Here is a 22724-nt window from a genome sequence, read left to right as displayed (position 1 = left end):
GTGGTCTAGTTTGTTAAATCTACGCTATTGGTAAGCAACAAAAAAAGTACAATCGAACGATACAACTATGTTAATTTTTGTTGTCATTGCTCGCTTTCTATGGTTCACTTCTGTTCACAAGTCTAGTTTTGAACAGGCATAGACTTGGCTAAAGCAACCTTAAGGTTCTGCATAATAATAAGCTCGTAAAGAGTTAATCAATAATCCCAGGGAGAGACAAATGATTGAGAAGTCATATTTGTCGAGCTCGATCCGTACCATTATGATGGCCGGATTCGGCTCTGTGCTTTTGGCGGGTGCCCCCGTCTACGCGCAAGATCAAGGCTCTGAAGAAGAGCAAGACGAAGCACAACAAGAAGAACCTGCTGAGAAAATTTTAGTCACAGGTTCTCGTATTCGTACTGACGGTTTAGATAACCCAACCCCAGTTGAAATCATTACCGCTGAACTAGCTGAAGAGCAAGGCTTGAACACTCTTGGCGAATTGCTACGTACGTCGACAGTCGCTGCGGGCTCGGATCAGCTCATTTCTGCTTACTCTGTAGGTTTTGTGACTAACGGTGGTAGCGGTGCTGAATCAATTTCAATGCGTGGTCTAGGCGCAAACCGTACCTTGGTTCTGTTGAATGGCCGTCGTGCCGGACCAGCAGGTACCCGTGGTGCAGTTTCTGCATTCGACATGAACGCCTTGCCGATCAGTGTGGTTGAGCGTGTTGAAATCCTGAAAGACGGTGCATCTTCACTTTACGGTTCTGACGCGGTAGCTGGTGTTATTAACATCATCACCAAGCGTGGCGAAGGTGGTGAAGTCAATATCTCTGGCACGCAACCGTTTGAAAAAGGCGGCGAGCGTTTTCGTGTGAATGCGACTTACGGTGAAGCATTTGACCGTGGCTCATGGCGTGTAGTGGCCGACCACAACGTCAACACTGGTCTACAACGCAAAGACCGTGACTATTTTGATTGTTCACAACGTTACTTGTTCGATTACGATACTGGTCAGCGTTATGATCCAATCGATCCTGAAACCGGTGATTACCACTGTAGTGAGAGTGGTTTCGGTTTATGGCATGCCAGCATCGCGCCAGGCGTGGCAAGCGGCCGTATTCAGTACGACTATAACGACTTTGGTTACACACATGTTTCTGAAACCAACCCAGGCGTAGACTCAGCACCAGATGGCTGGTATTGGGCTGGTTACGATCGCGAAACGGACGCCTTGATGGATGGTGGCGGTCACCCAGGCCGCTTAAACGCAACCATGATCCCGCGTACCACAGTATCGTCGGTTTACTTCCAAACTGATTATGACTTAACTGACTCGATGTCAATGTACGGCGAGCTCTTGCATAGCCGTCGTGTGACTAAGTCGGAAAGTGTTCGTCAGTTCTGGACTGCGGACATCGGTGGTTATGTTCCAGTCAACTCTGTAGAGGGTTGGTCAGGTAACGGTACGAGCTATGTTATGCCGGTACATTACAATGCCAAGCATTACGGTAATAAAACGACTGTTGATTACAGCCGTGCGGTTATCGGTCTAGAAGGTGCGATTGGCTTTTGGAACTGGGACGTTTCGTATCAACGTTCACATAACAGCGGTGAGTACGAGCAAGATATCATCTTCCGTGACTCAATGTTGATGGCTCAGTACCAATTGCTTGGCGTACCTTGTGAAGGCCAAGTGACCGAGTTCTCAAACAAAGAATGTGTGACTTACGACTGGTTTGATCCAAGCAACATCTACGGTAACCCAAGCCAAGAAGCAGCTGACTTCTTGTTCGGTATCGACACTGGTAACACTATGTACCGCCAAGACACGTTGGATGCTTACATCACAGGTGACTTGTTTAACCTTCCTGAAGGTCCGGTTGGTGCGGCAATGGGTGTTTACTGGCAGCGTGACGAAATCGACGATACGCCAGGGATTCATACCCGTAACGGTAATTCTTGGGGCTTAACAGGTGCAGGTATTACCGCTGGTTCAGCCTTTACTCGTGCGGTTTATGCCGAGTTCCAACTGCCGTTGTTACGTGACTTACCAATGATTGAAGCGCTAGATTTAACCGCTTCAGGTCGTTGGACTGATGTTAACGTGTACGGTAGCGATACCACTTACAAAGCCAGCATGAACTGGAGTATTGGTCACGGCTTCCGTGTACGCGCTTCACGCGGCACATCATTCCGTGCGCCAGCTTTGTATGAGCTGTATCTTGAAAACCAAACAGGCTTCATCGGGCAAACCGCGGATCCATGTTTGAACTGGGTTGAGTCAACTAACCCGCGTATTCGTGAGAACTGTGCGGCAGATGGCATTCCAGAAAGTTACACTGATGCGATTGGTAGCGGTGGTTCAATGACCTCAATCACTGGTGGTGGTGCAGGTCAGTTGGCAGCAGAAACTTCAGTTTCAGAAGGCATTGGTTTGGTTTATACCAGCCCAGAAGGCACTTTTGCAGCGTCTGTTGACTACTATGACGTCGTCATCAACGACCAAATCTCAAGTGTTGCCGGTTCTGCGGTATTGAGTCAATGTTACACTTCTGAAGATTTTGCCAATGAACCATTCTGCGATCAGTTTGACCGTCGTGACGGCTCTGAAGATGGCGACTGGAGTATCATCGAAGTACGTGGCGGTTACTTGAATACTGCTGAGCAGATCGTTCGTGGTATCGACTTTGTTGTGACTTACCAAGACTCATTCGAGTTTGGTGATTTACGCGTGAAGTGGGATCATACCAACCAGATCCAACGTTCATTCCAGCGCTTCTCTACTGACGAGCCAAGCCAGTACATTGGCCGCATCGGTAACCCACGTCACATTGGTAGCATCAACACTACCTTGAGCCGTGACGATTGGAGCTACAACTGGAACATCACGTACTACGACAAGACTGACGAGTATGACTATTACGGCTTTGATGACACTACGTATCGTGGCAATAAAGTACGTTTCGTCGCTGAAACACCAGTTTACGTGCTGCATTCATTGTCTGCGAATACGCAGTTGTCGAACAGTATGGAAGTGACTTTCGGTATTGCTAACTTGTTTGACAAGCAGCCGCCGTTAGTCAGTCCAGCAGCATCTTATACAGTGGGTAACGTACCATTGTTTGCTTCACAGTTGGATTACTTAGGCCGTCGCGCATTCTTTAACCTTACTTACAGCTTCTAAGTTAAGCTGCGGTCACCGAGAATGTTGTGAACTGATAAAAGCCCCACCTCGGTGGGGCTTTTTTGTCGAATAGATTTTTTGTCGAATAAATCGTAGAGGGCAACATGAAACGATTCATTTTACTGGGGTTGATTGCTCTAACCTCAAGCAGTGTTGCGCAGAGCTTCGAAATTAACGATGAGCTGCTGGAGCTATACGCTCGTCCGTCACAATATTTAGATGTAAAAATTTCCCCAGGTGGGGATTACTTGGCCGCTACGTCGCGAACCGAAAAGGGTACTGTGCAGTTAACTGTTATCGCCATCGATGACAATGAAATCTTGCGTATTACTCAAGGCCGCGAGGGTGAGTCCGTCGCATCATTTAATTGGGCAAATGATGAACGGCTTATTTTTTCTATGGCGCGTGAAGTAGGACCGTTGGAAATGCCCGCAGCTACTGGCGAAATTTTCGCCATGGATGCCGATGGCTCGAATCAAATTATTCTGACTGGGCCGCGTTCCAAAAGTGGTGAATACGTGTTCGCGCAAGTGGTTGATTATTTGCCGCAAGAACCTGATGCGGTGATGATTTATCAACGTAGTTTTACCTCACAAGAACCCTACCTTGATTTGTATACCATAAAAATCGATTCTGGACGTAAGCGCTCTGAAGGACGTATCCCATTGCGCGCTTATCGTAATACCAATGTGTCGGTAATCCTTGATAGTGACGGGGTATCGCGCATGGTTGTGGGTGTTGATCCTGAAGAAGATAACAAAACCGTTATTTTAGGGCGTGATGGCGCAAATCAAGAATGGTATGAAGTGACGAGCTATGCTTCGGACGAAGGAGGTTTTGTTCCGTTGCGGATGCTGCCAAATAGCGATCAAGTGGTCGGCCTAAGCAACAGCAAAACCGATACGCGTTCGTTGAGTGTGATGGATTTGAGTGAGCGTCAGGAGACCGTGCTGGCGACGCACCCGAACGTTGACCTGTTACCCATTATGAGCATCAAGGATGGTCGCGCCAACGAGCTCATTGGTGCGGCATTTGAATATGCGACGATTGATAGTTTCTTTTTTGCGGACGTTGAAGACGCTGACTATTCACGATTGTTACAAAGCTTAATGGCTACCTTTCCTGAACAAGCAGTAGGTATTACCTCGGCCACACGCGATAACAGTAAATTGATTGTGAGTGTTAGCTCAGCCAACAAATCGCCGTCGTTCTATATGTTTGATCGGAGCGCCGGCAAATTGGTTCCCGTTGCGGAGTCACGACCTTGGTTAGCGAAGCACAAGTTTCCGAAGACAGAAGCTATTATTTACGAGAGCCGAGACGGACGAGAGATTCAAGCAATTTTAACGCTACCGAAAGATCAAGAAGCCGAAAACTTGCCGTTGATTTTATTGCCGCACGGTGGGCCTCATGGCGTTAAAGACAGTCTAATGGGGATAGATAGCGACGCGAAAGTATTTGCTGAGCATGGTTACGCAGTCTTACAACCGAACTTTCGAGGCTCGGGTGGCTTTGGCCGCGAGTTTCTTGAGGCCGGTTATAAGAACTGGGGCACAACCATGATCGACGATATGACGGACGGGGTGGATTACCTGATTGACCAAGGTATGGTCGACCCTGATCGCGTGTGCGTCTATGGTGCTTCTTACGGTGGCTATGCGGCGTTACAAAGCGGCGTGCGCGAACCGGATAAGTACCAATGTATCGTCGGTTTTGTGGGCGTCTATGACCTAGACTTAATGTTTGAAGAGGGCGACATTCCACAAGCCTTGGCGGGGCGTAACTACTTAAACCGCGTACTGCCAGCTGAAGCAGAGGAACGTAAAGCTCAGTCACCATTACATAATGTCGAAAAACTCAAGGCTCCAGTGTTTATAATCCAAGGTGGAGCGGATCGACGTGTTCCTGAAACCCATGCATTTCGTTTACGTGATGCTTTGAAAGAACGGAATCACCCTTACGAGTGGTTATATAAAGAGGATGAAGGGCATGGTTTCTTTTTGCCCGAGAACAATATTGAACGTTGGCAGAAGATGTTGGCCTTCTTTGCCAAACATCTTGGTGAATAGGCGAGATTCCAAAGAAAACACCGCTTCGGCGGTGTTTTTTTATAGCTATGAAGTGGCCTTCGACCAATGTCGTATTTCTCGCTAGGCAATTGCCGACTAGATTGCTAAATGCACAAAGCAACAATAAAAAATAACAGAACAACCTGGAGGGCGTTATGGCTTTCAAAAGCGAAGAACTCGCTAAAGCCTACTGGCGCGAGAATATCGGACTGGTACTTAAGCTGTTGGCAGTCTGGTTTCTAGTGTCTTATGGATTTGGCATCATCTTGGTGGACTGGCTCAATCAGTTTACCTTTTTCGGCTTTAAGTTGGGCTTTTGGTTTGCCCAACAAGGCTCCATTATCACGTTTGTTGTGTTGATCTTCATTTATGTGAAACGCATGGCGGCGCTTGATAATAAATACGAAGTTCACGAAGACTAAGGGGCCGCGACATGGATATTCAAACTCTCACGTTTATTATCGTTGGCGCGACTTTCGCCCTCTATATTGCCATTGCAATTTGGTCGCGTGCAGGTTCTACCAATGACTTCTATGTTGCCAGTGGTGGTGTTCATCCGGTGATGAATGGTATGGCAACTGCGGCTGACTGGATGTCTGCGGCATCGTTTATTTCGATGGCAGGGATTATCTCGTTTGCTGGGTACGACGGTAGTGTGTACCTGATGGGGTGGACCGGTGGTTACGTGTTGTTGGCACTGTGCCTAGCACCTTACCTACGTAAATTCGGTAAGTTTACGGTGCCCGACTTTATCGGTGACCGTTACTACTCGCAAACCGCACGTACCATTGCTGTTATTTGCGCAATTTTGATTTCGTTCACTTACATTGCCGGGCAAATGCGCGGTGTGGGTGTGGTGTTTTCGCGCTTCTTAGAAGTTGAAATCGCCACTGGTGTCTTCATCGGCGCAGTCATCGTGTTCTTCTATACCGTACTTGGCGGCATGAAGGGGATCACCTATACCCAAGTCGCGCAGTATTGCGTGTTAGCGTTTGCGTACTTGGTTCCAGCGATTTTCATCTCGATTTACATGACGGGTCACATTTTGCCGCAAACCGGCTTTGGTGCGACCATTGCTGAAGGTGTGGCAGGCGAGGGTAATTACTTGCTGGCGCGCTTGGATGGCTTGTCTGAAGAGTTGGGCTTAGCTGCCTACACAGAAGGCGTACGGAACAAGATTGACGTGTTTGCCATTACCTGTGCCTTGATGGTTGGTACTGCTGGCTTGCCGCACGTTATTGTACGCTTCTTCACCGTACCGAAAGTACGCGATGCACGTCGTTCAGCGGGTTGGGCGTTAGTGTTTATTTCGGTGGTTTATTTGACTGCGCCTTCGATTGCGGCGTTCGCCAAAGTGAATCTGATTAACACTGTGAATGGCCCAGAATTGACGGGTGTCGAGTATTCTGATGCTCCTGAGTGGATTAAGAACTGGGAAAAAACCGGCTTAATCTCTTGGGAAGACGAGAACGGCGACGGCAAGATGTTCTACTCGGGTGACGAGCGCAATGAAATGACCGTCGACCGCGACATTATGGTCCTTGCAAATCCGGAGATTGCTGACTTGCCAGCTTGGGTAGTGGCGCTTGTAGCGGCCGGTGGTGTCGCTGCTGCATTGTCAACTTCCGCGGGCTTGCTGTTGGTTATTTCGACATCCGTTTCGCACGATCTCTTGAAACGCACCTTGGCCCCCGATATCACGGATCGCCAAGAGCTCATGTGGGCGCGGATTGCCGCCGCCGTCGCTGTCGCTTTGTCGACGTGGTTTGGTATTAATCCGCCAGGCTTCGTGGCGCAGGTGGTGGCCTTTGCCTTCGGCTTAGCCGCGGCAAGCTTCTTCCCTGCGATCATCATGGGTATTTTCTACAAGCGTATGAATAGCACAGGTGCTATCGCTGGTATGGTTGTTGGTATTGTCTTCACCTTGGCGTACATTATTTACTTCAAGTTTGTGAATCCAGCAGCGAACGTCGAGGCGAACTGGCTGTTCGGTATTTCACCAGAGGGTATTGGTACTCTAGGTATGTTGATTAACTTCATCGTTGCCTACGTGGTCCATAAGCTCACCGGTGATGCACCGCAAGACACCCAAGACTTGGTTGAGTCGATTCGTTATCCGAAAGGAGCGGGCGGCGCGTCAAGTCACTAAATGCATAGCCCGGCTGCCGCCGGGCTTTTTTTGTATAAATGGGGTAGCCCGTGGTTCTACCACGGGTCTAACCTGACGTTTTGCTCATGTTGGTTGAATTCGAAATACCCCGTGCTTGAACCACGGGTTATGGGGGTTATATGCAGCCAGATTTTGCGGAGTTGAATCGTTTTTTGCTCGATTGCCCGCCGTTTGACCAGCTCAGTCAAGAACAACGGCAATGGGCAGCGGGGCAAATTAAAGCCGTTTACCTAAACGAACATAATGTCGATGAGTTATTTCGGGCACACAGTCCGGCGCTTTACATTGTGCGTTCAGGCGGTTTTGATTTGCTTACGCCTGATGGTGCATTGATTGAGCGCCTGGAATCCCACGATCTCTTCGGTTTTCCTTCATTGCTCACGGGGCGCGGGGTCGTCAATAAACTTGAAGTGATTGAAGACGGTATCGTTTATATCTTGAGTGCTGATGTTTTCGATCAGTTACGCCAACATTCACGCGCCTTTGAACATTACTTTATTCGAGCGCACGAACAACGCTTACTTTCTCAGCAAGGGCAGCGAGCGGCCCCTGCTAATGCATATGGAGATTCGTTGCAGCGATTGGTGAGTGAGGTAGTAACGCGGACGCCGATTGGGCTGGCAAGTACGGCGACGATCCAAGAAGCTGCGCAGTGTATGCGCGATGAGAAGATTTCATCGGTACTCGTGGTGGATGATGAGCGGCTGGTAGGAATTTTAACGGATCGTGACTTGCGCAATCGGGTGGTGGCGCAGGGACTTGATTATGGCATTCACGTGAATGCGGTGATGACGCAAGCGCCAGCGACTATTCGTGGGCAGCAAACGTTACTGGATGCATTAACGTTGATGACACAGGAAAATATTCATCATCTTCCGGTGCTTGATGAGCAGGATCGGCCGATGGGTATGTTGACCAATACGGATTTGATGCGGCAGCAAAAAAGTGAACCGGTGATGCTCATCAGTGCGCTAAACAAGGCACAGAGCCGCCAGGCTTTGGTCGATGAAGCGCAGCATATTCCCGATTATATGCATAGTTTCGCGTTGCGCATGAATGACGCGGCGGCGGTGGGCCGCTTGTTAGCGAGTTTGACGGATACCATGACGCGCAAGCTTATTGATTTTTACGAGCGTGAGCATGGTGTGGCCCCTGCGGCTTATGTTTGGTTAGCGTTTGGCTCGCAGGGGCGCGAGGACCAGACGCTTAGCTCTGACCAAGATAATGGGTTACTGCTTGTTAACGATTTGAACGAACAGCAGCTCGCATGGTTTGCCAGTTTAGGAGACTACGTTTGTGAAGGTCTTGCCGACTGCGGGGTGCCCAAATGCCCAGGTAATATTATGGCATCCAATCCGGATTGCCGTCGTACGCGGGCAGGTTGGCTGGAGCGTTTCACCTCATGGACGGAGTCACCCACACCGAAGGCGCTCATGTATTGCCAAATTTTCTTCGATAGTCGCAATGTGCAAGGTAATAAGCGTTTGTACCAGGCCTACCGAGAAGATGTTGCGCGACTTGGTCAGTCCGAGTTTTTCTTGGGTAACTTAGCGCGACTGCAGGCCAACGTGCAGGTTCCTTTGGGTTTGTTCAATCGGTTTAGAGGCACTGAATCTGGTAAAGATAGTGATTTGGTCGATATCAAACGCCATGGTCTCGCCCTGATCAATGACATTGTGCGACTCTACAGTTTGCATGCTGGGTTGACCGAGCCTCGTACTCTTGCACGACTGCACTTATTGGAAGCCAGCAAACTCCTTAACCGCAAAGACAATCAGGCGTTGGCCGAAGCTTGGCAATTTCTTACGCAACTGCGATTGCAGCACCAGTTAGCAGTATGGGGAACTGAGCAACCGAAGAATGCGCTTGATCCCGATGACCTTAGCACCTTGTCACGGCGACAGCTTAAGTCAGCGTTTCGTATCTTAAAAGATTGCCAGCAAGGCGTCAGTTTGAAGTTTGGGCGTACTGGGTGATGAGCATTTGGCTAGGCTTACGACGTTATTGGCAACGTCACCGACAGCTCAACCAGAGCTGGCGCGCGCATCGCTACATCGCTCTTGATTTGGAAACCAGTGGTTTAGATCCGAAAACGGATCAGGTTTTAGCGATGGGCTGGGTTACCATAAGGCCCCCTGTTATCGATTACCGTAGTGCGCACTATTTTGTGACCCAAGTGAATCCAGAACTTAAGCAGTCACCGGTGGTACATGGCATGGTGCAACGGGATTTCGAAGCTGCTGAGGCGCCTCAGATGGCATTGGCGCAACTTGCTCGCGAGCTACAAGGCGCGGTGTTGATTTGTCATCATGTGCAATTTGATTGGCAGTTCTTGCAACGTTTTGCCAAGCAATATCAAGTAAAGTTACAGCCGCTGGCGAAGTTTGACACTTTGACGTTTGAGGCGCAGCGTTTGCACCAGCAACAACATCACATCGCTCGAGGTTCACTCACCTTAAAGGCTTGTCGTCAGCGTTTTCATTTACCTGATTATGCCGCGCACCATGCGTTTTCTGATGCCGTTGCTTGCGGTGAACTCTTTCTGGCGCAAGCTTATCAGTACGCAGGAAGTGCCGACGCACCGTTGAAAGAGTTGTTGAAATAAAAAACCGCTCCCCAACAGTGGAGAGCGGCCAAAACGGAAGGATGGTTTTAAACAGTCATCGCGATCCAGGGAGAGTGGATAACTGCATCAACCGCCTTCAAGGTTACTGCAATGTGCGCTGTGCAAACTTAATTTGTTACGAACGGAGCAATTGCCTTAATCAATACGGCAGTTAACTGGCCGCATCTAAGCCTAAACTTTGAAACAGATCGCGGCGATAGGCGTTACCAATGCGAATTTCTTGCCCGTTCTTGAGTTCGACCAACGAATAACGGCCAAGTTCACTGGTGATTTCGTGCAAATGTTCAATATTTACAATTGCTGAACGATGCACTCGCACAAACAGCTCGGGATCCAGTCGTTCTTCTAATGAAGATAAAGTTTCGCGGTGCAGAACCATACCATCAGGTAGGTGAATTTCTACGTAGTTGGCTGCGCCTTTGATCCAAACAATGTCATCAACGGCAATAAAACGAATCCGGCCAATGGACTTCACAGGGATGTAATTTATTGGAGTTGTCATAGCTTACCTCGTTTCTAGCAGTGTTGTTCCGGTTGCTTCTGTGTTCGGTGGGAAAACTATGGCAATGGCTGGGACGAAATACTAATTAAGCCTTCTTAACTGTTCTTAAAATACATTAAATCATTGTTTTATATGGATATTAAATATTTTATTACACTTCCAAACTTTCCCTTTTTGCCATTTACAGCCTATCTTTAAGAGGCCTTAACTATCGAACAGCGCAGCGGACGAACAGCGCAGCGCACGAATAACGAACAACGAGGATAAAACCATGTTCATCAACCGCAAAAGCGTTGTCGCTCTGCTCGGTGCCACCAGTATCTTGTTACTAGCGCAAGCGCATGCTCTGCAAAGTGAAGCAACAGATACCACGCGAACGCTCAATAACGGCAACCTAGTGCTGGAAAACATTCCAGAAATTCCTGAACGGATCGGCGAGCAATTGAATCGTTTTCAGAATGTCCGCTCGGCTGCTTTTCGAGAGTTCACCAGTGATGGTGACGCTATTTATATCAGCACACGCTTTGGTGATGTCGCACAAATCCATAAAGTGAGCGATGCAGGGGGTTATCGGCAACAACTCACCTTTTTTGATGAGCCAGTCGGTGGAATAAGTCGCCAACCGAATAGCAACACGATGATTTTCAGTATGGATGCCGGAGGCAATGAATTTTCGCAGTTGTTCATGCTCGATTCGGAGACCGGCGACTACCACATGATCAGTGACGGCGAGTCGCGTAATGGCGCTGTGGTATGGAATCAAGAAGGCGATAAGATTGCTTATCAAAGTACCCGACGTGATGGTCGTTCGAATGATATTTGGGTGATGAATCCGAACACGCCAGAGCAAGCCGAGTTAGTGTTGGCGGCACCTGATGGCAGTTGGTGGGGGCCGGTAGATTGGCATCCTAATGGCGAAAAGCTATTGGTCGTGCAGTACCGCAGCATCACCGACGTTAGAATTCATGAATTAGAGTTAGCCGAAGGGGAGCTCAAACTTCTTGAAGGCAGCGACGTGGGGACGAACGCAAACTTCCCATTGGCGTATCGTAAAGATGGCCAGGGTTACTTTTTTACTACCGACCAATTTTCTAATTTTACCCAGTTAGCATTCCGTAATACCGAAACGAATGAAGTACGGTTGATTACGAAGGACATCAATTGGAATGTTGATAACTTTGCGATGAGCGAGGACGGTAGCACAGCGGCTTTTACCATTAATGAAGAAGGTATGAGTCAGCTCTATCGGTTTGATCCCATGACTTTCGCTTTTACTCGTGTTGAGGGCATGCCGATTGGTGTGGCCAGCGGGCTGACGTATAGTCCTGACGGGAAAAAGCTAGCGTTAAGTATCAATACGCCGAAGTCGCCAACGGACGTTTACCTACTCGATACTAATGATCAGTTAACGCGGTGGACGTATAGTGAGGTCGGTGGTTTGAACACTGACAATTTTGTTGAGCCCGAGCTGGTAAGCTTTGCAAGCTTTGATGGCCTGCAAGTGCCGGCATTTGTTTATAAACCGCAGACCGAAGGTCCACATCCCGTGATCATTTCAATTCATGGCGGACCAGAGTCACAGTATCGGCCTTACTTCAGTAGTACGGTGCAACTCTGGTTACAAGAACTTGGAGCCGCGGTCATTGCACCAAACGTTCGTGGTTCAGCTGGTTATGGCAAGGACTATGTAAGCTTGGACAATGGTTTTAAACGCGAGGATTCAGTGAAAGATATCGGCGCTTTACTTGACTGGATTGCGACCCAGCCCGATCTCGATGCCGAACGTGTTGCAGTGATTGGCGGTAGCTACGGTGGTTATATGGTGCTGGCCAGCTCAGTGCACTTTAGCGATCGTCTTAAAGCAGCGGTCGATATTGTTGGAATTTCCAACTTTGTGACGTTCTTGACGAACACTGAAAGCTATCGTCGTGACTTACGTCGGGCTGAATACGGTGATGAGCGTGACCCAGCTATGCGCAAGCATTTAGAGGCTATTAGCCCAAACAACCATGTTGCTAGGATTAACGTGCCGATGTTTGTCGTGCAGGGTGAAAACGATCCGCGGGTACCCGTCACTGAGGCGGAGCAAATCGTCAAAGCATTGAAGGATGCCGATAAAACCGTGTGGTATATGAATGCGCTCAACGAAGGTCATGGTTATCGCAAAAAAGAGAACCGTGATATTTATGAGCAGGCCACGGTGCTGTTTTTTGAGCAGCACTTGCTCCCGAAAGACTAAGTCTGGACAAAAGAAGCCCCGCTAGAGTGCGGGGCTTTGACTTTTACCGTTAAGCAAGCTTAGAACTTGTATTCAAAGCCAGCGAAGAAGTAACGACCTAGAGCATCGTAGAACGATGGGAAGGTGTTACCGTTGTCGGCATTTCGGCCTGCGATGAGTGGCGCGTCGTTATCAAACACGTTGTTGATACCTACACTGAAGCGACCGCCTTCGTTAACCATAAATTGTGCCGTTAGGTCGAGGTAGTTTTCAGACGCTAGGTTTTGTGCACCGTTAACGTCTTCAGCACCACCAAGGTGACGCCAGTTGGCTGACATGGTGATATCCCATGGCGTGATCCAAGTGCTACGTAAGTTGTGCTGCCACTCTGGGTTGGGTGAACCACAACTACCGCCCCACTTCCCAGCGCACTCAATCAAGTCTGAACCAGGCTGTGGCAACTCATCAAAGTTCATGAAGTAGGTACCCACGAAGTTAAACTTCACGCGACCCATGTCTTCTAGACGGATCTGGTAGTTTGAGTTGATGTCGATACCGGTGCGACGCAAATAGCCGATGTTGGTGTTGGTCGCAGCGATATACCCTTCAGAACCCTGCCAAATGGAACCATTTGAGTTACGCACGATAAGTGAGCAGTACGCATCTGCACCAGTTGTTAGACACTGGTCAAGGGCATACTCTGGGTCAACGATGCCAACTGCGTCTTCAACGTCGATGTCGAAGTAATCGACTGAGAAGTCAAAGTCGTTGTCCCAGTGTGGACGCCAGACGAAACCAACAGACCTGGTTTCTGAAGTTTCAGGACGCAGCTGCGGGTTACCACCTTGCATGTAGTTGTACTGACCGGCTGGGTTGTCGAAGATTTGACCGTACTGCTCTGCGGTAACGCCAGTGCGTGCACACTGTTCGAAGGTTGCAGATGGGTTGGTGCCAGCGCATGGATCTTCGTCCATGTTGAACAAGTTCAAACCTTGCGGACGGAAGAGTTCGCGAATGTTAGCGTGGCGCATAGCGCTCTGGAAGCTAGCACGAATCTTCACGGTATCGTTGACGTCCCAACCTAAGGCGAGCTTATAGGTATCGGTAGTGATACCGGTTGAGTAGTCAGAGTAACGATAGCCAAGATCAACGACCATACTATCTGCAAAAGCAGCGTCTTCAACTAATGGCAGCTGTACTTCGGTGTAGAGCTCGTCGACACTTAAGTCGCCGTTCACTGGTACCGATGGACCACCTTGGCCGGCACCGTCGCCGCTGCGGAACGCAGAGTCAGGCTCGTAGCGCATGGCTTCGCTGCGGTGCGTGTAACCGAACAAGACCGATGGTCCCATGTAGGCCCAAGGAGATTTAAAGTCGCTCATGCTTAAGTCACCAACGGTGTAAGCATTGAATTCACGCAACTGCGTTTCGCCTTTGGCATACAGCGGTAAGGTCAAGTAATCCAACTGTTCATCAGTAATGCCGTTAGGTTGGAAAACGTTCCAAGGCACACAAGAAGGATCGAGCCCCTGCAAAGCAGAACGACAAACCGCTTCACCGGTTTCTGGATCGGCGACAATATCTAGAGCACGAACAATCGCAGTGTTGCTCATGTCATTTTGATAAACCTCGGTGTAGGCCACGTCACCAACGTTGAATGACACGTCATAGGTCCAATCACGGGTGATTTCGCCGCGCACACCTGTGACCATGCGATGCGAGATATGTTGTAGGTCAGCATAGCGTGGGCCACCTTCGACGTTACGCTTAGCGAAAGTAGCGGTGAAGCTATCGTCAGTGCCGTAACCACGATCCGCACACATGGTTTGGAATTGTGAATCGGTGAGCAGCGGGTTGCTACAGTTGAAGTTTACGTCCAAGAAGAACGAGCCTGACTGGGCAATTTGCGCCAAGCTGTGGTCTTTCATGTAACCGACTTCGGCGAAGAACTCGGCGTGTTCGTTCACATAGTACTTGGCAAAACCGCCTAAAGTTGTACGCGTGTCAGGGCGCTGAAAGTAGTTAAGTGGTGCATAGTTGTAGGCACGGCCATCGTAAGGGATAAGCTCGCCACCTTCGTTAACCAAGGCGTCGCTACCAACTAACCATAGGCCGTCTGGAATTGTTGACGAACCTGAACAGCTCCAATCACCCGGGACTCCGGCTAGGGCACAAGAACTGCTCTCGCGGTTATTCTGGGTGATGCCTTGGATGTCACGGTAGGTCGCATACACAGTCACATTACCACGACCATCGGCTGAGTTTGCGCCCATGATCAATGAGTAATCGTTCATGTGACCGTCGGTCACATTGCTGTCAGGTAGCGGGAAACCTGCATCTAAATTGGCTTGTGCAGCTTCTCCGTTATTATCGTTATTGTGCTGGTAGAAGCTGTTCTGGTAACCAAATTTCACGCCTTCAAATTCATCTTCCATGATGAAGTTAACGACACCGGCGATTGCGTCTGAACCGTAAGTGGCCGAAGCACCACCGGTTAGAAGTTCGACGTTTTTAATCAAAGCGGCTGGAATTTGGTTAAGGTCGGCAGCAATACCAGCTTGGGCGGGTGAACCCATGACCATACGGCGGCCATTGACGAGGGCTAGCGTGCGATACGAGCCCAAACCGCGTAACGAAATCGTTGCGGTACCGGTAGCGCCATTAGTATCGGTCGAGGCTTGCCCAGGAAACACCTGTGGCAAGTCGTTCACTAAGTCTTCGGTACGCACGGTACCCGAGAAATCAAATTCTTCAGCGGTAACCTGTGAGACTGGGCTTGAGCTTACGACGTTAGTAGATTGTGGAATACGCGAACCGGTCACCTGAATACGCTCATCAGCTTTTTCTTCTGCTTGTGTATCAGTGCTCGTGTCTTGCGCCATGGCTGCCATCGGCATTGCACTAAGCAGTGCAATAGCTAAAGCTGCCTGCACTGAATGAGCAAGGTAGGATTTTTGCATCATTGCGGAAACTCCCTAGGATAATTTAGTTGTAAGTTGCTCGCCGAAAATCGGTAGAGCAACAGGCAAACTAGGGGGTAAGTGCAGCACCGCGCAGGTTAAGTGATAAATCTCGCAATTGAGTTGAGAATGTCCTCAATGAGAGGGGTGTAGCGGTGTTAGAGAAGAGAAAAATCAACGCTAGTTCAAAAAGTTGTAGTTTTTGTGTTGATGTATTCAAGAGCAAGTAAAGATATTTCTACAACAGACGTGCAGAAAAACACCACAAATGCTCATTTTTTGGCGGATTCTATGTTGCCGAATCGGTTTTTTTTGATTAGTATCGGGCAAGGACAAGTTAAAAAACGTAAAGTTCATCACGTTTTTTGCTATGTCCACAACTTGCATTTAGTCGAACTATTTGCCTGTTCAAACTAGTCATCACTCTAAGAAGTGATCCAGGGAGAAGATATGTATACTAATAACAAATTAGCTAAGTCGATCCGCTTAGCTCTTATGTTTGGTGGTGCCTCACTTGCTTTGTCAGGTGCAGCAATGGCGCAAGACCAACAAGAAGAAGATGAAGAGCAAGCACAAGAAGAAGCGCAAGAGCGTATTCAAGTAACAGGTTCGCGTATCCAGCGTACCGATATGGAAGGTGCAGTTCCGGTAACAGTTATCGACCGTGAAGCTATCGACCTTTCAGGTGATATCTCTGTTGCTGACATCGTTCGTAACACAACTTTCAACACAACCGGTTCATTCCGTCCTCAATCTGGTAGCTCTGCACAGGGTGTTTCTCAGGTTGACTTGCGTGGTTTGGGTGCATCACGTTCACTCGTCCTCGTTGACGGCCGTCGTTTGACCATGTCTCCATCTACCGGTTCTAGCCAAGATTTGAACGCTATCCCATTGGGTGCTGTAGAGCGTATCGAAATCTTGTCTGACGGTGCATCTGCAATCTACGGTTCTGACGCAATCGGTGGTGTAATCAACGTTATCACTCGTAAAGACTACAACGGTGCTCAAATCACCTTGGGTCAGGGTGAAGTATCTGTGCCACGCGAAGGCGGTGACCGCGAAAACGGTAGTGTCTTGTTCGGTTCTTCTGATGCAAACACTTCTTTGTTAGGTGGTGTATCTTGGAACAAGCGTGACATCGTATTCGAAAACGCTTACCCGTGGGTAACTCCAGGCGCGTCAATCTTCAGTGCGAACTACTACCCGCTTGACGAACCATTCAACTTCCAAGGCATTCCAGGTGCTTGTGAGTCTGAGAACTTCTACAAGCAGGGCGACCTTTGCCGCTATAACTTCAACGCGACTAACGCGAACGAAGCATCATCAGCGAACGAATCTTTGTTCTTGAAAGGTGAGCACCAAATCAATGCGGACTGGAAATTCTACGCGAACGCTAGCGTTGCTGAAACCGAGTCGTTTGGTCGTTACGCTCCAGCACCAGATTCAAACTTCTACTACGGTGGTTCATTAGATACCCCTGCTGATAGCTACAACAACCCGACAAACCCAGACGCATGGTTCTATGATCCAAACAACCCTAACGCGGTTGCATTTGACCCAGACTATGTAGGCGAAAATCGTCCAGTACACCTGTGGCACCGTTTCGCAGCGATGGGTAACCGTGATACTACCGTAACCAACAAAAACAAAGACTTGTTGCTTGGTTTCGAAGGTAACATCGGTGACATGGTTGTTGACTTCGGTTATCGCCGTGTTCGCAACAACACCACTGAAATCGGTAATGGCTACCTTGCAGCAAACACAGCTTGGGGCAACATCAACGACTTTAACCCAGGTTATTGTTCAGATGGCAGTTTCGACCCTGCAAACTGCCGCTTCGGTTATGATATCCAGAACCCAACCGAAAACCCTGACAGCGTACTAGCTGCTGGTGTTGTAACGACTTCACGTATCTCTAACTTCGACATCGATGAGTACTATGCGAACACTGCATTCGATATCGCATCAACTGATGCTGGTATGGTTCAAGGCTTCATCGGTTTCGAACACCGCTCAGAAAGTTACACTGACCAATATGACTCACAGTCAGAAGCTGGCTTAGTTGGTGGTTCAGCAGGTAACTCTGCTGGTGGTGGTCGTACTGTAAACGCGGCATTCTTCGAGGTATTGGTTCCAGTAACTTATGACTTCGAATTGAACTTCGCTGGCCGTTATGACCGTTACTCTGACTTCGGTGGCAACTTTGCTCCTAAAGTAAGCTTCCGTTGGTCTGTCACTGACGATATCATCTGGCGTGGTTCATACGGTGAAGGTTTCCGTGCACCATCATTGGATATCTTGACTCAGAAGACTTCGTTCTCTGCTGATTCAGTTAACGACCCTGAAACCTGTTCAGTACTTGTTGGTGATCCAAATCAACCATGTCAAATCAGTGCGTACTACATTGCTAACCCAGATTTGGGTGCTGAGCAGTCTAAACAGTTCGCAACTGGTTTAGCGATGAACGTAACAGAAGACATTAGCTTCGCTGTCGATTACTACAACATCGAAATCGAAGAGCGTATCCGTTCATTTGGTTCACAAACGTTGATCAACCGTGAAAAAGCGGGCGACCCAATTCCTCCAGGTCTTGGTGTAACTCGTAACGCTGACGGCGTAATTACTCGCATCGACGCAGGCTTCGGTAACGAGGGTACGCTTGAGACTAGCGGTATCGACTTTAACCTTCGTGCAAACTGGGACTTCGGTGATTTTGGTGCATTAACCAACAACTTCCAGTTGAGCCACATCCTCGACTACTCAGTTGATGGCGGTCGTAACATCACTCGTGACCCAGGTACACCACGTCAGCGCGGTGTGTTCACTAACACTTACACGCTTAACGACCTGACTGTTGCCTACAATATCAACATGATTGGCGACCAGTATACTGACGTTAGTGCTGACCCAGATGGCGCTGACGGTGTAAGCCGTACAGGTCACTTAGGCACGTGGATCACTCATGACATCCAAGTATCATACGATACTCAGTGGGATAACAAATTCACTGTTGGTGTTCAAAACGCGTTTGAAAAACTTCCTACGCTTGAACCATTCGGTGGTCGTGACTACAACTACGGCCTATACAACGGCTGGGGTCGTGTCTACTATGTACGTTTCCAACAAAACTTCTAAGCTAGAAGTTAGTTACATAACGTAATGATAAACGGGACCTTCGGGTCCCGTTTTTTTAATGCTTTCCGAAGCGAAAGACAGATACAAAAAAAGCCGCACTGTTTGCGGCTTTTTGATATTGCGAAAAATGAAGAAATTATTTAGTTAGAGAAAGGGTCCAGCCAAAGGGGGAACCATCAATTTCAAGAACATCGAGCTCAGCCTTCACACCGAGCTTTTCACTCGCTTTCACGTATGCACTTGCGTCTTTTTTGGTGAGAGCGGCATCTAGTTGATCTTTCAAACGCAAACGATGGTCATTGAGCAAGTGATACTGATGCGCGAGGCGGTTTCTACTCTCTTGTATATTGTCCGCATTCATAGCCTCAAAGATGCGAGCAATTCGACGAACCACATCATTCACATAATTCAGTTCTGCCGGCTTAGCGTATTTTTCTTGTAGCGTCTTCATCGTCCACTGAACGGTACGTGTAAGGATTTTATTATGGGGATAGTTTGCCCAGCCCTCAGCTCCAAGTTGCGGAACGGCTTGTGCTGCCAGGTCGAGTAGCATGTCACTTTGTTGAAACAGCGGTGATTCCTCTAAAATAGAGGTCAACACGGTAAACCCCACTTTGGAGTCTTTCACCAGCTTACTGTCGTGGTGATGCATGACAGCGATGAGCTGGCCATTGTCCTTTAGGCTCTTCAGCGTTGCTTTGAGCGCTTCATCACGCTGCCCATACTCGAGGGCGAATTGTGCAACGAACGCGTCAACACTTGCTTCGTTGAACGGCGATCTTTCGATGGGCGTTTCACTATGGAAAGTGATTTTTTTTAGCTTTTTAGCAAGGGCTGGCGACTTCGAAAATTGCTGTGGCGGATCGATTTTTGCTGCGTCGATCCCATGCACGATGAAGTCTTTCTGATGTGTCACGCCGAAGTCATGAGCGAGCATGGCTAATGCCCCGTTGCCCGTACCAAGATCAACGATGGTTGCGCCGTGCGGTAACGTCTTGATGTGCTGTTCCCAGAACTTTTTTAAATCGCCGGTGTAACCGCTGTTTGCGTCACCCTCGGCGAAGCTATTGAGCACACCTTGGTGATGCCAATACTTCGACCAATGTTCCATTTTTACTCCTCGTTTGTCTCGCTGAAAAAGTGATGGCGTCCCCGGCAGGAGTCGAACCTGCGACCTGCCCCTTAGGAGGGGGCTGCTCTATCCAGCTGAGCTACGGAGACCCGTTGAATTCGCGCGGCGCTGAAGGCTATTCAGCGCCAATATGTTTATTGAAAAACGCTTCTAAGCTTTCATAGAGCTCGTAGCGATTTTCTTCAATTTGATAGCCGTGGCCTTCTGCTTTCAGCATCGATTGATAGGGGATTCCTTCCTTTTCAAGGGCCTCAGTGAGTGCCTTATACTGCTCCATCGGCACACGTACGTCTTCAGTACCATGCACAATGTAAAGTGGGACTTTGATCTTATCAACATTCTCAGCTGGTGAATTCGCCTTCAAGACCTCCTCGTCAGTCCCTAAGACATGGTCGAGGTACTTGCGGCCACTGCGACTTCTAGGGATATCGCCCGAGCTTTTCATGACCGGCAGACTGTAGACGCCGACATAACCCACCGAGCATTGATACAAGTCAGGTTCCCGAATTACTCCCATCAGCGAAGCATAACCACCGTAGCTGCCACCATAGATACAAATGCGGTCGCTGTCAGCGTACCCTTGTTCGATTGCCCACAAAGTGGCATCCGTTACGTCATTTTGCATTTCACGGCCCCATTTACGGTAGCCAGCTTCCTCGAATTCGTCACCATAGCCGCCCGAGCCACGAAAGTTAATTTGCAGAACTGCATAACCGCGATTGGCGAAAAACTGATTCTCAGGACTGAATCCCCAAGTGTCGCGCGGGCCATGAGGGCCACCATGCACGTTCACGATAGTAGGGAGTGCGCCGTCGCGGTCTTGGTTATAGTTTTTAGGGATGGTTAGATAGCCATGTAGTTGAAGTCCATCGCGCGCCGTTACCGTAATCGGCTGCACGGAGGCCATGTCATTTGGGTCGATCGTCGGGTAGGGCGACGCAATAAATTTTGCTTCTAACGTATCGAGGTTGAAAATGTAATACTGGCCCGGGTTTATATCTGAGCTGACATGGACGACTGCTAAGTCGCCTTTGTCAGTCGTACTTGTCACGTAAACGTTCTCACCGTTAAAAGCGTCGGTCAGGCTTTTACGCAGCGTTACGTCATTCGAGTCTGCAAAGTAATGACGCTCAATCGCCCCAGGCATTGATTCAACGGCAATAGGGTTATCATCTGAACCATAGATAATGTTTGAGACATCAGCGATAGGGTTGACGTAAACTTGCTCGAATTCTTCGGTTTTGGTATCGAACTCATACAAAGCACGAGTTTTTGTTTCGAAGTCAGCGGCCACATAAGCATAGCGGTTGTCGCCAGAGAACCCGATGAAACTGAGTGTGCCTCCTTCATCGAACTGTTCCATATGGTATTTTTTCCATTCATCTGAACCATAGGGTTTGTAGTTTAGTATGAAGGTTCCTTTACCAAATTCATCGTCCTCGTCTTCTTCATAGTTAAAGCTCGCGCGCAACGTACCAGTATTGTCGGCAAGCAGTCGACCTGGGTCTTTGGGCTGATCATCCAGGTAATAGGTGCGACCGTCATTCACATCTAATTTATGCGCGAACATACCATCTTCGCCACCGTATAGTTTGCCAATGAGAATATAATCCTCTTCGTTGGGGAGCGAACTTAGAAAGGTCCAGCCAGAGCTGCCCCAGCGAATTAACTCGCGGCGGTTCGAGCCATCGGCATTGGCTGCATATAAACTTGGTGGCGAGCCGCGCTCGTCAAGGTAGCCAACAAACTTACGCCCAGTGAAGATGAGTCTTTCGTTGTTGACCCAACGTATATTGGAAAAACGTTGATACTCCCCAAACGCAAACTTGCTGACCACTTTCTTCTCTTCGCGGTCATATACGAAAATTGCATCATTGATGCCTTCGGTTGATTTTATCGCGAAATATTTTCCCGTCGGCGAAATGATAACGCCGTTATAAACCGGGTGGGTGAAAAAGTCTTCAACTGTGTATTGTTTGACAGGTTCTTTTGTGTGCGCCGTAGGCGCAATGACCGCAGCGAGGACCATCGCCGCAAATGCGGTACCAAGTGTCAGTTTTCGCAAAATAATCTCCCCCCTTGTATTGTTGTTCTCGACGAACAGCAACTTAATTTTTTTATCGTTTTTATAACAAGAGGTAGTTTGCCAGAAACGGCCTAGGAGGCCAATGTGATCAGGCACAAAAAAACCGGCCATGAGGCCGGTTTTTTCAGAAAGCTAAGAAGCTTACAGCGCGTTGATTTTCGCACTTAAGCGGCTCTTATGACGAGCAGCTTTGTTCTTACCGATAAGACCTTTGGTCGCGTAACGGTCAAGAATCGGTTGAAGGCCAGTAAATGCCTGCTGAGCAGCCGCTTTGTCGCCCGCTTCAATAGCAGCAATTACTTTTTTCAACTGGGTACGCATCATTGAGCGACGGCTCGCGTTGTGGCGACGGTTCTTTTCCGCTTGTACCGCACGCTTTTTCGCAGACTTAATATTAGCCAAGGTGAACTCCTAAAATTCGTTAACTATGTGCATTGGTTTTATAGGGCGGGGAATATGCCTGTTTTCGAGGCTAAAGTCAAGAAAAGATCATAACCCTCCGCAATGATTCTTTGTCTTTAGTTGCTTACAACGCAAAAATTTTAAGTCGCGGGAGATTGGACGTTGACATGCGGTCACAAAACAAGCATAAATATTTCAGAGTGTTTCAATATGTTTCATGAAGTTGCTAAGTGTTTCTCCCTGGCGCTTGTC

13 protein-coding genes and 1 tRNA gene are annotated in these 22724 nt (G+C 48.6%); 8 read left to right on the top strand and 6 right to left on the bottom strand.

The genetic code is table 11. From position 1 onward, the window contains the following. Positions 1-220: 220 nt before the first annotated feature. The 6 genes from NV375_RS05585 (at position 221) to NV375_RS05560 (ending at position 10016) form a co-directional block, all read left to right on the top strand. A complete protein-coding gene (locus NV375_RS05585; RefSeq protein WP_126771265.1) occupies positions 221-3172 on the top strand; it encodes a TonB-dependent receptor domain-containing protein in 2952 nt (983 codons plus the stop codon). A gap of 104 nt (positions 3173-3276) precedes the next feature. Further along, positions 3277-5241, top strand: coding sequence for a S9 family peptidase (locus NV375_RS05580; RefSeq protein ID WP_126771264.1), 1965 nt, complete (start codon positions 3277-3279; stop codon positions 5239-5241). A gap of 155 nt (positions 5242-5396) precedes the next feature. Next, a complete protein-coding gene (locus NV375_RS05575) occupies positions 5397-5663 on the top strand; it encodes a DUF4212 domain-containing protein (protein ID WP_126771262.1) in 267 nt (88 codons plus the stop codon). 11 nt (positions 5664-5674) lie between these two features. After that, positions 5675-7390: a sodium:solute symporter family protein gene (locus NV375_RS05570; RefSeq protein ID WP_126771260.1), complete on the top strand. Its 1716-nt coding sequence runs from the start codon at positions 5675-5677 to the stop codon at positions 7388-7390. 140 nt (positions 7391-7530) lie between these two features. Beyond that, the gene (locus tag NV375_RS05565; protein ID WP_258807252.1) at positions 7531-9387 is read left to right on the top strand and encodes a DUF294 nucleotidyltransferase-like domain-containing protein; all 1857 of its coding nucleotides are present in this window, start codon (positions 7531-7533) and stop codon (positions 9385-9387) included. Further along, positions 9387-10016 carry a 3'-5' exonuclease gene (locus NV375_RS05560; protein ID WP_258240023.1) on the top strand — a complete coding sequence of 210 codons (630 nt, stop codon included), beginning with the start codon at positions 9387-9389 and terminating at the stop codon, positions 10014-10016. Before NV375_RS05565 ends, NV375_RS05560 begins: the two co-directional genes overlap by 1 nt. A 172-nt stretch (positions 10017-10188) precedes the next feature. Here the strand turns inward: NV375_RS05560 and NV375_RS05555 are convergent, their stop codons facing one another. Next, positions 10189-10539, bottom strand: a complete 351-nt coding sequence (locus tag NV375_RS05555) for a LytTR family transcriptional regulator (protein ID WP_258240024.1) — start codon at positions 10537-10539, stop codon at positions 10189-10191. A 271-nt stretch (positions 10540-10810) separates the two neighbouring features. On the opposite strand from NV375_RS05555, the gene NV375_RS05550 reads away from it, so the two are divergent. Then, positions 10811-12778: a S9 family peptidase gene (locus tag NV375_RS05550; RefSeq protein ID WP_258807251.1), complete on the top strand. Its 1968-nt coding sequence runs from the start codon at positions 10811-10813 to the stop codon at positions 12776-12778. 59 nt (positions 12779-12837) lie between these two features. Here NV375_RS05550 and NV375_RS05545 read toward each other — a convergent pair whose 3' ends face one another. Beyond that, the gene (locus NV375_RS05545; RefSeq protein ID WP_258807250.1) at positions 12838-15720 is read right to left on the bottom strand and encodes a TonB-dependent receptor domain-containing protein; all 2883 of its coding nucleotides are present in this window, start codon (positions 15718-15720) and stop codon (positions 12838-12840) included. 447 nt (positions 15721-16167) lie between these two features. Here NV375_RS05545 and NV375_RS05540 point away from each other — a divergent pair, with 447 nt between their 5' ends. Then, positions 16168-18852 (top strand): TonB-dependent siderophore receptor, encoded by a 2685-nt coding sequence (locus NV375_RS05540; RefSeq protein WP_258807249.1) that lies wholly within the window; start codon positions 16168-16170, stop codon positions 18850-18852. Between the two features lie 136 nt (positions 18853-18988). On the opposite strand, the gene NV375_RS05535 is transcribed toward NV375_RS05540, so the two are convergent. From NV375_RS05535 to rpsT, 4 genes are all read right to left on the bottom strand, one after another. After that, positions 18989-19963 carry a class I SAM-dependent methyltransferase gene (locus NV375_RS05535; protein WP_258807248.1) on the bottom strand — a complete coding sequence of 325 codons (975 nt, stop codon included), beginning with the start codon at positions 19961-19963 and terminating at the stop codon, positions 18989-18991. A 33-nt stretch (positions 19964-19996) separates the two neighbouring features. Then, a tRNA-Arg gene (locus NV375_RS05530) sits at positions 19997-20073 on the bottom strand. Positions 20074-20099: 26 nt separating this feature from the next. Beyond that, complete coding sequence (locus NV375_RS05525; RefSeq protein WP_258240029.1) at positions 20100-22049, bottom strand: S9 family peptidase; 1950 nt, start codon at positions 22047-22049, stop codon at positions 20100-20102. Between the two features lie 162 nt (positions 22050-22211). Then, positions 22212-22472, bottom strand: a complete 261-nt coding sequence (rpsT, locus tag NV375_RS05520; protein ID WP_126771244.1) for a 30S ribosomal protein S20 — start codon at positions 22470-22472, stop codon at positions 22212-22214. Positions 22473-22724: the final 252 nt, after the last annotated feature.

The organism is Pseudidiomarina sp. CB1, assembly GCF_024752025.1.
In the GTDB taxonomy this organism is placed as follows: domain Bacteria; phylum Pseudomonadota; class Gammaproteobacteria; order Enterobacterales; family Alteromonadaceae; genus Pseudidiomarina.
The sequence above is the reverse complement of the archived record's forward strand: the minus strand, read 5'-3'. Positions and strand labels throughout refer to the sequence as shown.

Bases quoted from the DNA above. Each gene is read 5' to 3' on its own strand.
- NV375_RS05585 (WP_126771265.1), top strand. From the start codon at position 221: ATGATTGAGAAGTCATATTTGTCGAGCTCGATCCGTACCATTATGATG.
- NV375_RS05580 (WP_126771264.1), top strand. From the start codon at position 3,277: ATGAAACGATTCATTTTACTGGGGTTGATTGCTCTAACCTCAAGCAGT.
- NV375_RS05575 (WP_126771262.1), top strand. From the start codon at position 5,397: ATGGCTTTCAAAAGCGAAGAACTCGCTAAAGCCTACTGGCGCGAGAAT.
- NV375_RS05570 (WP_126771260.1), top strand. From the start codon at position 5,675: ATGGATATTCAAACTCTCACGTTTATTATCGTTGGCGCGACTTTCGCC.
- NV375_RS05565 (WP_258807252.1), top strand. From the start codon at position 7,531: ATGCAGCCAGATTTTGCGGAGTTGAATCGTTTTTTGCTCGATTGCCCG.
- NV375_RS05560 (WP_258240023.1), top strand. From the start codon at position 9,387: ATGAGCATTTGGCTAGGCTTACGACGTTATTGGCAACGTCACCGACAG.
- NV375_RS05555 (WP_258240024.1), bottom strand. From the start codon at position 10,539: ATGACAACTCCAATAAATTACATCCCTGTGAAGTCCATTGGCCGGATT.
- NV375_RS05550 (WP_258807251.1), top strand. From the start codon at position 10,811: ATGTTCATCAACCGCAAAAGCGTTGTCGCTCTGCTCGGTGCCACCAGT.
- NV375_RS05545 (WP_258807250.1), bottom strand. From the start codon at position 15,720: ATGATGCAAAAATCCTACCTTGCTCATTCAGTGCAGGCAGCTTTAGCT.
- NV375_RS05540 (WP_258807249.1), top strand. From the start codon at position 16,168: ATGTATACTAATAACAAATTAGCTAAGTCGATCCGCTTAGCTCTTATG.
- NV375_RS05535 (WP_258807248.1), bottom strand. From the start codon at position 19,963: ATGGAACATTGGTCGAAGTATTGGCATCACCAAGGTGTGCTCAATAGC.